Below are 14,371 nucleotides of genomic sequence, written 5' to 3'. Positions count from 1 at the left end.
GTGCTGTGTCCCAGCCGCCCCGAGATGGCGGCTGGCCCACCGGGCTGGCGACGATCCCGCGACTCGTCGCAGCCGACAGCCTCGATGGTGCCCCGCCGAGGTGTGGGGTGTAACCCCTCGAGGGGTTCACGTCTTCGCACTGCACGATCGTGCAACTTCGCCGGCCATAGAGAACCGCGACGGGGCGCTGCGCTGCAGGATCGTGCAACCGACGCGCGGGGCTCAGGCGTCGACCACAGCCCGCACCCGGGCGGCGAGGTCGCCCAGCGCGACCTCCTCACGCTCGCCCGTCACGCGATCCTTGATCTCGGCCACGCCGGTGGCGACGCCCTTGCCCACCACGACGATGGTCGGGACGCCGATCAGCTCGGCGTCCTTGAACTTCACGCCGGGGCTGACCTTGCCGGTGCGGTCGTCGAAGAGGACGTCGAGACCGAGCGCAGACATCTCCTCCACCGCCCGCTCCGCGGCGGCGAGGATCTCGGCGTCCTTGCCGGCGGCGACCACGTGGACGTCGGCGGGTGCGACCGCGCGCGGCCACCGCAGCCCGGACTCGTCGTGGTTGTATTCCGCGGTGACGGCGACGGCGCGGGACACCCCCACGCCGTACGACCCCATCGTGACCGTGACGAGCTTGCCGTTCTCGTCGAGCACCTGCAGCCCGAGCGCCTCGGCGTACTTGCGTCCGAGCTGGAACACATGGCCCATCTCGACGCCGCGGGCGATCTCCATCGGACCCGAGCCGTCAGGCGAGGGGTCGCCGGCGCGGACCTCGGCCGCCTCGATCGTGCCGTCGGCGACGAAGTCCCGGCCGTAGACCAGGTCGAGGACGTGCTTGCCCGCAACGTTGGCACCGGTGACCCAGCGGGTCCCCTCCACCACGCGGGGGTCGACGAGGTAGCGGATGCCGGACTCCGACTCCTCCCCCAGGACGGTGCGACCGTCATGGGCCGGACCGATGTAACCCTTCACCAGCGCGGGGAACTTCGCCAGCTGCTCGTCGGTCATCGGCTCGACCTCGGCGGGCTCGAGCTGGGCGTGCAGCCGCTTGGCGTCGACCTCGCGGTCGCCGGGCAGGCCGATCGCCAGCGGCTCGGTCGTGCCGTCGGGGTGGTGCAGCACCATCAGCACGTTCTTCAGCGTGTCGGAGGCCTGCCACGGCCGGTCCTCGCGCGGGAACGCGGTGTTGAGGTGGTCGACGAGGGTGGCGATCGTCGGGGTGTCAGGGGTGTCCTCGGCGTGCGCGGCCGGGACGTCGTCGAAGGGGACCGGGTCCGGCACCGGCGTCGTCACCGCCTCCACGTTGGCGGCGTATCCGCCGGGGCTCACGACGAAGGTGTCCTCCCCGACGTCGAGCCGGGCGAGGAACTCCTCGCTCCGCGAGCCGCCCATCGCCCCCGAGGTCGCCTCGACGATGACGTAGTCGAAGCCGAGCCGGTCGAAGATCCGGATGTAGGCCGCGCGGTGGGCCTCGTAGGAGCGCTGCAGGCCGGCGTCGTCGATGTCGAAGGAGTAGGAGTCCTTCATGACGAACTCGCGCCCACGCATCAGGCCCGCACGGGGTCGCGCCTCGTCGCGGTACTTCGTCTGGATCTGGTAGAGCCAGACCGGCAGGTCCTTGTAGGAGGAGTACAGGTCCTTCACCACGAGGGTGAACAGCTCCTCGTGGGTCGGGCCGAGCAGGTAGTCGGCGCCCTTGCGGTCCTGCAGGCGGAAGAGCGTGTCGCCGTACTCCGTCCACCGGTCGGTGGCCTCATAGGGCTCGCGCGGCAGCAGCGCGGGGAACTGCAGCTCCTGGGCGCCGATGGCGTCCATCTCCTCGCGCACGATCGCCTCGATCTTGCGGTAAACCCGCAGGCCGAGCGGGAGCCAGGTGTAGATCCCCGGCGCCGTACGCCGGATGTAGCCCGCCCGCACGAGCAGCCGGTGGCTGGGCACCTCCGCGTCGGCGGGGTCATCGCGCAGCGTCCGGACGAACAGGCTCGACATCCTCAGGATCATGCGCGCAAGGCTACGACCCGTTCGTCCGGGACTGCTATCGGCCCGTCACCAGCCCGGGGGGCGCCAGTACATGACGGCCTGGCTGGTGTCCTGGCTGCGCTGGACGACGTAGCGACGGCCCTTGCGCGTGTTGCTCTTGGGGTGCGGGGCGTTGCCGTCGATGGTGACGACGTCGCCGTTCTTCTTCACGCGCACGATGAGGCCGCCGTGGGCGGGCTTGCCGTTGCCGACGCGGTCGATGAACATGAACGCGCCGCGCTGCGGCTTCTTCAGCATCGTGCCGCGCTGGCGCATCACGGCGATCTGCTTGGTGTAGTGGTCGGCCTTCGGGTAGCGGTTGCCGTTGAGGGAGGCCCGGCTCACCCAGGCGTTGAAGAACCCGCACCAGGCGCGGTCGTTGCCGATCCACTCGTTCCACTTGCTCCCGCGGACCCTTGGCTCGCGGTAGCCGACGTAGGCCCGCGCGACCGCGAGGTAGGCGGCACGCTGCGGCTTGCCGAAGGCGTGCACGACCTTCTTGATGGCGTCGCGGTCGTGAATGATCGCGCCGCGCTTGAACCGCTGCGAGCACACGCCGGTCGGCTTGTGGCACCGCTGCGGGCCGATGGGGGCCCCGAGCCGACCGTTGGCGCCGCCGAGCTTGCGGTAGCGCTTGCCGATGGGGCCCGTGACGGCGTACGACGCCGGGGCGAACTTGGCCTTCGCGTGCACGACCTGAGGCGCGGCCGCCGCAGGGGCGGGCGCGGCCGCGAGCGGCAGGGCACCGGTGAGGGCGAGGGCCATCCCGGCGGCTCCAGCGAGGAGGCGCCGTAGGCGCGGAGCGCGGCGGGCGGCAGGTCGGGCGACAGGGACGGTGTTCGTCAGCATCAGCGTGATCACGGCATCCAGTAGGAATGAACGTTGTAGGTCGAGCGTACGGACTCCACGATGCCACGCGCGTGCCGAGGACCGGTGTTGCCCTCCAGCGTCGTGATGGTGCCGTTGGCGTGCACCGCGGTGATGTAGCCGACGTGGCTGGGACGTCCGTAGCCGTGGTTGTCGAAGAACACGATGGCGCCGACCCGCGGTCCGCGCAGCTTCGTGCCGCGCGCGTAGACCCGCGCCACCTGGGTATCGAAGTGCTTGGCCGCCGGGAACCAGTCGCCGTTGCCGCTGGCCCGGCTCACCCACGACTGGAAGAACCCGCACCAGGCACGGTTGCTGCCCATCCAGGCGTTGAACTTGCTCTTGCGGTACGCCGGCTCGACGTACCCGATCTGCGAACGCCCCACGGCGATATAGGCCGCCCGCGCCGGCGGGTGACCGCTCACGACCACCAGCGGGCGGGGAGCCTGCGGGTTGCGGTAGATCGCGCCGCGCTGGAAGCGCTGCAGGCAGCCGTTGCCGGTCAGCTGGCAGTGCTGGTCACCGACCGGCGCACCGAGCCGGCCGGTCACGGCGCCGTTGCGGCGGTAGGCCTGGAGGATCGCACCCTGCACGACCGAGCTGTTGGCGCCGACCTGGGCGATGATGCCGCGGGCGTGCTCGACGAAACGCACGCGGCTGCGGAACCTGTTGACCGTGCGTACGTTGCTCCGCGCCGCTCCCAGGGCCTTGCCCCAGGCTGCGCGCCGCTCCTCGAGCCGGCGGGCCGCGGTGCGCCGCTCGACGGTCACGATCCGCGAGCTCGCGATCAGCGAACCGTTCGGACGCTCGAGACGGGCGCGGTACTGCGTGGTGGCGGCGCGCCGATGCTGGATGCTGTAGCGACCCGCGGGGCCGGTGCGGGTGACCCGCACCCGGGTGAACCTGCCGCCGGGCTTGCGGGCGACGAGCGCGATGCGGACCCGGCCCGGCGCCTTGCCGTCGACCAGGGCGCGACCCTGCACGAGCAGCATCTCGCTTCCGCGTACGTCGCCCTGGTTGATCCGCAGCGACACGGCGGCGCCGCTCGCCGAGGCGGGCGCTGCGGCGATCAGGGCGAGCAGCGGGGCGACGAGCGCGAGGGCGGCGGTAGCCGATGCCCAGCGGCGGGCGCCGGAGCCGGCGGCGCGTCGGGCGGACGCGCGTGGCGCGACAGGGACGGTCATCAGGTCTCCTCGCTCGGACTTCCGAGATGGTCGGGGCGGGGCACTCCAGGGTCGCTCATGCGGGACGGGCCGGCCAAACCCGGGCCGATCACATCGAGGCATAGAACAGGACCGACCCGGGCGAGCGGACGATCGGGAAGACGCCCCGCGGATGGCCGGTGCCGCCGTTGCTGGCCACGTTGCCCTCGATCAGCTCGATGCGTCCGTCCTTGCGGATCCCGGTCACGAGACCGACGTGGGTGGGTCGGCCGTTGCCGAAGTAGTTGATGAACGCGAACGATCCGACGCGGGGACGGGAGTGGGTCCGGCCACGGGAGCGGATGATCGCGACCTGCTCCGAGAAGACTCCGGAGCGCGGGAACGCCTCACCGTTGCCGCTGGCGTGACTCGCCCACGACAGGAACGACCCACACCAGGCATTGCGGTTGCCCTGCCAGTGGGAGAACTTGCCGCCGCGGTAGCTCGGCTCGCGGTAGCCGGACCACGCCTGGGCTGCGGCCAGCAGCGAGGCGACGCGGCGCTCGCCCACGACGCTGGTCACCCGGTGGGGCGCGGAGGGGTGGACGTAGATGGCGCCGCGCTGGAACCGCTGCAGGCAGGCGCGATCGAGCCCCTGGCAGTCGACGTCGGCGACCGGTGCGCCGAGGCGTCCGCGCACACCCCCGCGGCGGGTGTATTCAGTCAGCACCGCACCCTCCACGAGCGAGGTGTTCTTGCCCCACCGCACCAGCAGGCCACGCGCGAACGGCTGCGCGGCGACGCGGGCGCCGAAGCGGCGGTAGGTCCGCGCCGGCCCGGTCGCGTCGCGGAGCCGGGATCGAAGCAGCTGCGCGCGGGCCGGCAGGGTGCGTCCGGCCTTGCGCACCGCCACCCGCCGCACCGGCGAGCGCGACGCTGCCCGCTCGGCGTCGCGGACGACCACGGCGCGGTAGTCGCGGGCGCCGTACGGGCGGTGCTGGACGAAGAACCGTCCCTTCGGCCCGGTACGGACGGTCATGACGGTGCTGAACGCGCCGCCCGGGCGCCGGGACTCGATCCGGACCCGGGCGCGCCCGGGAGTGCCGCCGCCGGCCAGGCGGACCCGTCCGCGCAGCACGACGGCCTCGGTCGTGCGGGCAGCATCCTGGCTGACCGCCAGGGCGACGCTCGTCGAACGCGGGGCGGCGCTCGCCGGTGGCGCGGCGAGCAGACCGGCGACAGTCAGCAGCGCGGTCGCCGCGGCGGCACGGGTACGCAGGTGCATCGATCCTCCGAGAAGCGCATCAGGTGTGACCGGGAGCACGCCCCCGGCGCCGACTCCCTACCCCCTCCGCTCGGCGTTCACTCCCGTCACATGCGTCCCGGAGGCGTTTCTGCTCTCCCGCCGCGCCGCGAGGCGGCACGGCGTTGCAACCTTCCTGGGACCCACCGCGTCGAGAAGGATGGAGCACGCAGTCACCGCGCTCCCCCGAACTCGTGGAGGAAGAACCCCATGCACTCATCGCTCACGTCCTCGGGCCGGCGACCGCGGCGTCGCGTCCCTGCCCTCGCCCTGGGCGCCCTCGCCCTCGCTCTCTGCGCCGGCACCCTCGTGGCACCCGCGCAGGCCGCCCCCGCCTCGGCCCCCGCCTCGACGGAGGTCAAGCCCGCGAAGCTCAAGCGCGGCGCCGACAGCTCCGTGGCGTACTTCGACGGCTCGACCCTCGTCGTGGGGTCCGAGCGCATCCCGACCAACCTCCAGGGACACCGCACCGTCCTCGGCACCGAGGCGGATGGCGACCACCTGGTCAGCGCCGAGCGCTCACGGCGTACGACGGTCGCGCGGGTCACCCCCGACGGCGAGGTCTCGGTCGTCGCCCGGATCCACCGGCCCGCGCAGGTCATCGCGTCCAGCGACCTGAACCGCGTCGTCTTCACCACCGCCTACCGGGCACGCACCGTGCTGTCGGTCCGCACGGTCGACACCGGCATCGGCATCCTGCAGCGCAGCTTCCCCGGCCACCTGCAGACCCTCGCTGCCGGCCCACATCGCGTGCTGGTCAGCCAGACCCACAAGAACCGCACCTCGACGTGGTGGTGGAACCCGACCACCAACCGCACGCAACACGTCAGCAACTGGCGCGGCTACCGCGCCGACCTCGCCAGCGACCGGCTCGCGCTCCTCGAGGGCGACCCCTACCAGGACGCCTGCCAGCGGGTGGTCCGGCTGTCGGCGCCACGGAAGACGCTGTGGCGCAGCTGCGCCGACCGGGTCGACGCGTTCGGCCCGACCGGGATGATGGCCACGGTCCACATCCTCAGCGACGGCCTCGGACCCAACCACGTGGCGCTGCGCCGGGTCGGCGGACGTGCCGTGGCCCGCTTCCACACCAGCGGCTGGTTCGGCGACATGGTCTTCGAGGGTCCTCGGGCGCTCGTGACGTACGCCGCCGGGCGCAGCCAGGCCGCTCGGATCCGGTGCCTGCCCCGGGGCTGCGAGCGGATCTCCGACCTGGAGCCGAAGCCGCAGTTCTGAAGTGCCGCGGTCAGAACATGATCGTCGAGAACACGCCCGCCGGACCGAACCCCACCCGTTCATAGGTCCGGCGGGCGGGTTCGTTGTGGCCGTTGACATAGAGGGAGACCGCGGGCGCGATCTGGGCGCGTGCGTGCGCGACCACCGCAGCCATCCCGCGGGCGGCGAGGCCCTCACCGCGGCGCTCGGGCGCGACCCAGACCCCCTGCACCTGACAGGCGGCGGGCGACGCGGCGGCGACCTCGGCCTTGAAGACCACCCGGCCGTCCTCGATGCGGGCGAAGGACCAGCCGCGAGAGATCAGCTGGCTGACGCGGGTGCGGTAGAGGTCGGCCCCACCACCGATCTCCGGCGAGACGCCCACCTCCTCGGTATACATCGCCACGCAGGCCGGGTAGAGGACGGCCAGGTCGCCGGGGACGGTGGGGCGCACCAGCGGGTCGGGTGCCACGTCGGGGGCGCGGTCGATCACCAGGTGCGGCTGGTCCCAGCGCAGCTCGCGCGGGGTGCCCCAGGCGGGTCCGAGGCGCTCCCACAGGCCCTCGACCTCGGGTCGCGGACCGACGATCGTCGAGCACCGCCGCCCGCGCGAGAGCGCGCGGCCGGCGAACGCCTCGATCGCGGCGTCGGTGGCAGCCACCGGCACGAGGTTCGCCGCCGCGTGGCAGGCCGAGACCAGCTGCCCGTCCTCGACGTACCCCCACATCTCACCCCCCAGCCAGCGGGGGTCCAGACGGGTGAGGCGAGCGCGGTACTCCGCGAAGACGTGGGTGACGGGGTCCTGCGCGACCAGGCGCAGCAGTGCCGGCAGGTCGTCCGGCCCGAGCACGCGGACGCCGGGCCTCAGCGGGGCCTCGGCGTCGGCGGGCGCGGACATGGTGAGTCGCTCGTCAGCCGACGGTCACGGTCGGGGCGCCGTCGACCGCCTCGCCCAGGTCCATCTCCTCGGCGATCCGCATGGCCTCCTCGATCAGGGTCTCGACGATCTGCGACTCGGGCACGGTCTTGATCACCTCGCCCTTGACGAAGATCTGGCCCTTGCCGTTGCCGGAGGCGACACCGAGGTCGGCCTCGCGGGCCTCGCCGGGACCGTTGACGACGCAGCCCATGACGGCCACGCGCAGCGGGACCTCGAGCCCGTCGAGACCGGCGGTCACCTCGTCGGCGAGCTTGTAGACGTCGACCTGCGCGCGACCGCAGGAGGGGCAGGAGACGATCTCGAGCCGACGCGGGCGCAGGTTGAGCGACTCCAGGATCTGCAGTCCGACCTTGACCTCCTCGACCGGCGGCGCGGACAGCGAGACCCGGATGGTGTCACCGATGCCCTTGCTCAGCAGGGCGCCGAAGGCCACCGAGGACTTGATGGTGCCCTGGAAGGCGGGGCCGGCCTCGGTCACGCCGAGGTGGAGCGGCCAGTCGCCGCGCTCGGCAAGCATCTCGTAGGCGCGCACCATCACGACGGGGTCGTTGTGCTTGACCGAGATCTTGAAGTCGTGGAAGTCGTGCTCCTCGAACAGGCTCGCCTCCCACACGGCCGACTCGACGAGCGCCTCGGGCGTCGCCTTGCCGTACTTCGCCAACAGCCGCTTGTCGAGGGAGCCGGCGTTGACGCCGATGCGGATCGAGGTGCCGCGGTCCTTCGCGGCGGCCGCGATCTCCTTGACCTGGTCGTCGAACTGGCGGATGTTGCCGGGGTTGACGCGCACGGCGGCACACCCGGCGTCGATCGCGGCGTAGACGTACTTCGGCTGGAAGTGGATGTCGGCGATGACGGGGATCTGGCTCTTCTGCGCGATCGCCGGGAGCGCCTCGGCGTCGTCCTGGCTCGGGCAGGCCACGCGGACGATGTCGCACCCGGCAGCCGTCAGCTCGGCGATCTGCTGCAGCGTCGCGTTGACGTCGGAGGTCAGCGTCGTGGTCATCGACTGCACCGAGACGGGGGCGTCGCCGCCGACCAGGACCTTGCCGACCGCGATCTGGCGGGACTGCCGGCGCGGCGCCAGCACCGGCGGGGGTGCGGACGGCATGCCGAGCGAGACGGAGGTCATCGAGGGCCTTTCACGAGCGGGGTACGACAGGGATCACGCGGGCGCGGGCTCCGCCTCCGAGACTAGCGCGGGTCTCGACAGGCTCGACCTACTGGAGGGCCGGCTCGACCGGCTGGAGCCGGACTCACCCGAGCCGGACGGGAGCGACGATGTCGGCGTAGATGAGCAGGACGCTCATCACCACCAGCACCATCGCCATGGCGTAGGCCAGCGGCAGCAGCTTGGCAACGTCGACGTAGCCCGGATCGGGGCGCCCCCACAGCCGGGCCCACCCCCGCCGTACGCCCTCGTAGAGCGCGCCGGCGATGTGGCCGCCGTCGAGCGGGAGCAGTGGCACGAAGTTGAACATGCCGAGGAACAGGTTCACCCCGGCCAGCAGCATGATCAGGCTGATCATCCGGTCGACCGCGGGGGTGGTGTGGTCCGACGAGATCTCCCCCGCGACCCGGCCGGCCCCGACCACGCTCATCGGGGAGTTCGGGTCGCGCTCCTGCAGGCCGAGCACGGTCTTGCCGACGTCGTAGAGCCGGATCGGCAGCTGGCCGAGCGCCTTCACCGTCTCCCAGGTGTAGGTGCCCATCTGCTGCACGACGAAGACCGGGCCCTGGCGCTCGAGCTCCGTGGTGGGGCTCACGCCGAGGAAGCCGGCCTGGACGACCGCCTCGGGGTCGTCGAGGTCGAGGACGGTGTTGACGGTGGTGTTGGTCGTCGCGGTCTGCCGCTCGCCATCGCGGACGAACTCGATGCGCGCCTCGCCGTCGGTGTTGGCCCGGATGAGCGTGGTGAGGTCGTCCCACGACTCGACGGTCGCGCCGTTGAAGCCGACGATCCGGTCGCCGGGCAGCAGGCCGGCGTCAGCGGCCGGGGTCGGCGGGTCGTCGGCGGTGCACTCCCGGGCGGGTGCGTTGGCCGGCACCACGCACTCACTCACCACGGAGATCGTCTGGGTCGGCACGGCCACGCCGTGGAGCATGAAGACGCCGCCGAAGAGCGTGAAGGCGATGCCCAGGTTCACCAGCGGTCCGCCGGACATCACGATGAGCTTCTTCCACCACGGCAGCTTGTAGAAGAGCCGGTCCTGGTCCTTCGCCTCGACCTGCTCGTACTCGAAGGAGCGAGCGTCGGAGACCATCTGGGTGAACAGACCCGTGTTGGACTTCCGCACGCGCGTAGGGTCCTCCCCCGGGTGCGGGGGGAACATCCCGACGAGCTTGACGTAGCCGCCGAGCGGGATCGCCTTCAGTCCGTACTCGGTCTCACCACGGCGCACGGAGAAGATGGTGCGGCCGAAGCCGACGAAGTACTGCGTGACCTTGACGCCGAACTTCTTGGCCGGGGCCAGGTGACCGACCTCGTGGAGCCCGATCGAGACCGCCACGCCGAGGGCGAACAGCACGACCCCGAGGGTGTAGAGCAGGACGGTGTCCACCGGGGTTGATCCTCCTTGGGGGCGGGCGGAGCGGCGGACTCAGCCGGCCACCCGCGCGCGGGCGTCCTCACGGGCCCACGCGTCGGCGGCGAGGACGTCGTCGACCGTGACAGGGGCCCGGCTGTGGGTCGGGTCCGCGGCCGAGCCTACGCCGGACCCGTAGGCCGCGAGGACCTCTGCGACGGTGTCGACGATCGCGGTGAATCCGAGTCGGCCCTCCAGGAACGCCGCGACACAGACCTCGTTGGCGGCGTTGTAGACCGCCGGGGCGACACCACCGCGGGTCCCGGCCTCGCGCGCCAGCGCCACCGCGGGGAACGCGTCGTCGTCCAACGGGGTGAACTCCCAGGTCTGGGCGCTCGTCCAGTCCACGGCGGGAGCGACGTCGGGCAGCCGCTCGGGCCACGTGAGGCCCAGCGCGATCGGGATCATCATCGTCGGGGGCGAGGCCTGCACCAGCGTCGAGCCGTCGCGGAACTCCACCATCGAGTGGACCACCGACGTGGGGTGGACGACGACCTCGATGGCGTCGAAGCCGATGCCGAAGAGCAGGTGGGCCTCGATCACCTCGAGTCCCTTGTTGACCAGCGTGGCGGAGTTGACCGTGATGACCGGTCCCATGGACCAGGTCGGGTGGTCGAGCGCCTGCTCCGGGGTGACCGTGGCGAGCTCCGCGCGCGTGCGCCCGCGGAACGGACCGCCGCTGGCGGTGAGGACGAGCTTGCGGACCTCGCCGGCCTCCCCCGAGCGCAGGCACTGGGCCAGGGCGGAGTGCTCGGAGTCGACCGGGACGATCTGGCCCGGCCGGGCGCGCGAGGTGACCAGCTCGCCGCCGATGATCAGCGACTCCTTGTTGGCCAGCGCGAGCGTCGTACCGGCATCCAGGGCGGCCAGGGTGGGCAGCAGCCCGACGGCGCCGGTGATGCCGTTGAGCACGACGTCACACGCCATGCCGGCGGCCTCGACGGAGGCCTCCTCCCCCAGCCCGCTAAAGGCCGGGCCGAACTCGGCGACCTGGTCCTCGAACAGCTTGCGGTTGCTGCCGCCCGCGGTCAGCCCGACGACCCGGAACCGGTCCGGGTGGCGGCGTACGAGCTCGAGTGCCTGGGTGCCGATGGAGCCGGTGGAGCCGAGGACGACGACGTCACGGCGGGCGGTGGACTGCACCGCGCCATCCTCGCTCACTCGCGACGCAGGACGGGGCGCAGGGTGTCGAGGACCTGCGGGTCCTCGATCGTCGAGGGCACGGTGGGGTCGCCGCCGTCGGCGATCTCGCGCATCGTGCGGCGCAGGATCTTGCCTGAACGGGTCTTCGGCAGCGCCTCGACGATCTCGACGTCGCGGAACGCCGCCACCGCGCCCACCTCGCTGCGCACGCGGGCGACGAGCTCCTCGCGCAGCTGGTCGGGCGAGATCTCGGCGCCCGCCTTCAGCACGACCAACCCACGCGGCAGCTGGCCCTTGAGCGGGTCGGCGACGCCGATGACCGCGCACTCGGCGACGGCCGGGTGCCCGGCCAGGGCGGCCTCCAGCGAGCCGGTCGAGAGCCGGTGACCGGCGACGTTCATGACGTCGTCGGTGCGGCCCATCACGAACAGATATCCGTCCTCGTCGAGGTAGCCGCCGTCGCCGGTGAGGTAGTAGCCGTCGTACTCCGCGAGGTAGGAGCGCACGTAGCGGTCGTCGTCGCCCCACAGGGTCGGCAGCGTGCCGGGCGGCAGCGGCAGCTTGATCGCGATCGCACCCTCGGTGCCGGCGGGGACGGGCTCGCCGTGTGGGTCGAGCACGCGCACGTCGTACCCAGGCACGGGGACCGAGGGCGAGCCGGCCTTGAGCGGCATCGGGGCCAGCCCGCGCAGGTTGGACGCGATCGGCCAGCCGGTCTCGGTCTGCCACCAGTTGTCGACCACTGGAAGCCCCAGGCGCTCCCCCGCCCACGTGAAGGTCTCGGGGTCGAGACGCTCGCCGGCGAGGAAGAGCGTGCGCAGGCTCGACAGGTCATGGCCGGCCATCAGCTCGCCGTCGGGGTCGGCCTTCTTGATGGCGCGGATCGCGGTCGGGGCGGTGAAGAGCGCGTTGACGCCGTGGTCGGCGACGACGCGCCAGAAGGTGCCGGCGTCCGGGGTGCCGACAGGCTTGCCCTCGAACAGGACCGTGGTCGCGCCGGCGATCAGCGGCGCGTAGACGATGTAGGAGTGGCCGACGACCCACCCGACGTCGGAGGCGGTGAACCAGACGTCGCCGGGGCCGATGCCGTAGACCTCCGGCAGCGACCACGCGAGCGCCACGGCGTGACCACCGTTGTCGCGGACGATCCCCTTGGGCTTGCCGGTGGTGCCGGAGGTGTAGAGCACGTAGAGCGGATCGGTCGCCGCGACGTCCTCACAGGCGGCCGGGTCGGTCGCTCCGGCCCGCATGACGACGTCCCAGTCGAGGTCACGTCCCTCGACCAGGTCGGCGGTGAGCTGTGGGCGCTGCTTGATGATCACGGCATCGGGCGCGTGCTCCGCCAGCTCCAGCGCACGGTCGAGCATCGGCTTGTAGTCCACGGTGCGGCTCGGCTCGATGCCGCAGGAGGCACTGACGACGACCTTGGGCTTGGCGTCGTCGATGCGCACGGCCAGCTCCTGGGAAGCGAACCCGCCGAACACGACCGAGTGGACCGCACCGATGCGCGCGCACGCCAGCATCGCGATGACTGCCTCGGGGATCATCGGCATCGACAGCACGACCCGGTCGCCCTTGCCGACGCCCAGCCCGTGCAGCACTCCTCCGAACGCCGCGACCTTCTCCAGTAGTTCGGCGTAGGTCAGCAGCGACACCGACTCTGTCACGGGGCTGTCGTGGATCAGCGCCACCCGGTCGCCGTGGCCGGCGACGACGTGCCGGTCCAGCGCGTTGTAGCAGGTGTTGAGCGTCCCGTCGGGGAACCACCGGTAGAACGGCGCCCCGCTGTCGTCCAGCGCCCTCGTCGGCTTGCGGAACCACGTCACCCGCTGCGCTGCCTCCAACCAGAACCCCTCCGGGTCCTCCAGGCTGCGCCGGTAGGCCGCGTCGTACGCCGTGCGGGCCTGCCCGGGGTCGGTCTGCGCATCACGAATCGCCATGGCCCTATCTTGCCCAAGGCCGGTGACGGGTACGGCGAGGGTGGTTCAGACGTTGGCGGCGGCGAGCTGGCCGCAGGCCGCGTCGATCTCGCTGCCGCGGGTGTCGCGCACGGTCGTCGGGATACCGGCCCGCTCCAGCCGGCGGACGAACTCGTCGGTGTCGGCGTCGCGGGAGCGGGTGTATTTCGACCCCGGCACCTCGTTGAGCGGGATGAGGTTGACGTGGACCCACCCCCAGTCGCCGTACGACTGCAGCACCTCGCCCAGCAGGTCGGCGCGCCAGGCCTGGTCGTTGATGTCGCGCATCATGGCGTACTCGATGGAGACCCGGCGCTTCGTGACCCGCGCGTAGTTCCAAGCGGCCTCGACCGTCTCGGCGACGCTCCAACGGGTGTTGATCGGCACGAGCTCGTTGCGCAACTCGTCGTCGGGCGCGTGCAGGCTCAGCGCGAGCGTGACCGGGATGCCCTCCTCGGCGAGCTGGCGCATCCGCGGGACCAGGCCCACGGTGGAGACGGTGATGCCGCGCGCGGACATGCCGTAGCCGTCGGGCGCCTCTGCCGTCAGGGCGCGCACCGCACCGACGACGGCCTTGTAGTTGGCCAGCGGCTCGCCCATGCCCATGAAGACGATGTTGTTGACCCGGCCGGGACCACCGGGCACCTCGTCGCGGGCGAGGGCGCGCGCCCCGGCCAGCACCTGCTCGACGATCTCGGCGGTCGACATGTTGCGCTGCAGTCCGCCCTGGCCGGTGGCGCAGAACGGGCAGGCCATGCCGCACCCGGCCTGCGACGAGACGCAGATCGTCGTGCGCATGCGTCCGTCGCTGTCGCGGTCGCCGTAGCGCATGAGCACCGACTCGACCAGCGCGCCGTCGAACAGCCGCCACAGCGTCTTGCGGGTCGTGCCGCGGTCGGCGGTGCTGACCTTGAGCGGGGTCATCAGGTCGGGCAGCAGACCGGCGACGAGCTCGGCGCGCTGCGCGGCCGGGAGATCGGTCATCTGCTCGGGGTCGTCGGCCAGCCGGGCGAAGTAGTGGTGGGCGACCTGGCGGGCGCGGAACCGGGGCAGTCCGAGCTCCTCGAGGCGCTGCTTGCGCTCGGCTGGAGTGAGGTCGGCGAGGTGGCGCGGCGGCTTCTTGCGGCCGCGGGGCTCGTCGAAGACCAGCGGAAGGCTGCGGGTCGGCTCGGGGGAAGGAACGACGGAATCAGTCATGGGTCCAA

Annotated in this window: 11 protein-coding genes; 1 reads left to right on the top strand and 10 read right to left on the bottom strand. The window is 71.9% G+C overall.

The genetic code is table 11. The annotated features are described in order from the left end of the window. Window positions 1-222 precede the first annotated feature (222 nt). From J2S59_RS12100 to J2S59_RS12085, 4 genes are all read right to left on the bottom strand, one after another. Entirely contained in the window at window positions 223-2,001 is a 1,779-nt protein-coding gene (locus J2S59_RS12100) for a proline--tRNA ligase (RefSeq protein WP_068120491.1), read from the bottom strand. Window positions 2,002-2,046: 45 nt separating this feature from the next. Then, window positions 2,047-2,868, bottom strand: a complete 822-nt coding sequence (locus tag J2S59_RS12095; RefSeq protein WP_306825153.1) for an LGFP repeat-containing protein — start codon at window positions 2,866-2,868, stop codon at window positions 2,047-2,049. 8 nt (window positions 2,869-2,876) lie between these two features. Then, window positions 2,877-4,070, bottom strand: coding sequence for a CHAP domain-containing protein (locus J2S59_RS12090; protein ID WP_306825152.1), 1,194 nt, complete (start codon window positions 4,068-4,070; stop codon window positions 2,877-2,879). Window positions 4,071-4,158: 88 nt separating this feature from the next. Continuing rightward, window positions 4,159-5,313, bottom strand: coding sequence for a CHAP domain-containing protein (locus tag J2S59_RS12085; protein WP_068121333.1), 1,155 nt, complete (start codon window positions 5,311-5,313; stop codon window positions 4,159-4,161). A gap of 228 nt (window positions 5,314-5,541) precedes the next feature. On the opposite strand from J2S59_RS12085, the gene J2S59_RS12080 reads away from it, so the two are divergent. Next, window positions 5,542-6,564: a hypothetical protein gene (locus J2S59_RS12080; RefSeq protein WP_068121336.1), complete on the top strand. Its 1,023-nt coding sequence runs from the start codon at window positions 5,542-5,544 to the stop codon at window positions 6,562-6,564. A gap of 10 nt (window positions 6,565-6,574) precedes the next feature. Here J2S59_RS12080 and J2S59_RS12075 read toward each other — a convergent pair whose 3' ends face one another. The 6 genes from J2S59_RS12075 to rlmN all read right to left on the bottom strand — a co-directional run bounded on the left by J2S59_RS12075 (window position 6,575) and on the right by rlmN (window position 14,363). Next, window positions 6,575-7,441, bottom strand: a complete 867-nt coding sequence (locus tag J2S59_RS12075) for a GNAT family N-acetyltransferase (RefSeq protein WP_068121339.1) — start codon at window positions 7,439-7,441, stop codon at window positions 6,575-6,577. 13 nt (window positions 7,442-7,454) lie between these two features. Beyond that, on the bottom strand, window positions 7,455-8,612 hold the full coding sequence (gene ispG, locus J2S59_RS12070; protein ID WP_306825151.1) for a flavodoxin-dependent (E)-4-hydroxy-3-methylbut-2-enyl-diphosphate synthase: 1,158 nt from the start codon (window positions 8,610-8,612) through the stop codon (window positions 7,455-7,457). A gap of 124 nt (window positions 8,613-8,736) precedes the next feature. Beyond that, a complete protein-coding gene (locus J2S59_RS12065; protein ID WP_306825150.1) occupies window positions 8,737-10,041 on the bottom strand; it encodes a M50 family metallopeptidase in 1,305 nt (434 codons plus the stop codon). A 39-nt stretch (window positions 10,042-10,080) separates the two neighbouring features. Continuing rightward, entirely contained in the window at window positions 10,081-11,208 is a 1,128-nt protein-coding gene (locus J2S59_RS12060) for a 1-deoxy-D-xylulose-5-phosphate reductoisomerase (RefSeq protein ID WP_068121762.1), read from the bottom strand. Between the two features lie 14 nt (window positions 11,209-11,222). After that, a complete protein-coding gene (locus tag J2S59_RS12055) occupies window positions 11,223-13,148 on the bottom strand; it encodes a propionyl-CoA synthetase (protein WP_306825149.1) in 1,926 nt (641 codons plus the stop codon). A gap of 45 nt (window positions 13,149-13,193) precedes the next feature. After that, a complete protein-coding gene (rlmN, locus tag J2S59_RS12050; protein ID WP_068121865.1) occupies window positions 13,194-14,363 on the bottom strand; it encodes a dual-specificity RNA methyltransferase RlmN in 1,170 nt (389 codons plus the stop codon). Window positions 14,364-14,371: the final 8 nt, after the last annotated feature.

It is taken from the genome of Nocardioides massiliensis, from assembly GCF_030811215.1.
Lineage (GTDB): Bacteria > Actinomycetota > Actinomycetes > Propionibacteriales > Nocardioidaceae > Nocardioides_A > Nocardioides_A massiliensis.
The sequence above is the reverse complement of the archived record's forward strand: the minus strand, read 5'-3'. Positions and strand labels throughout refer to the sequence as shown.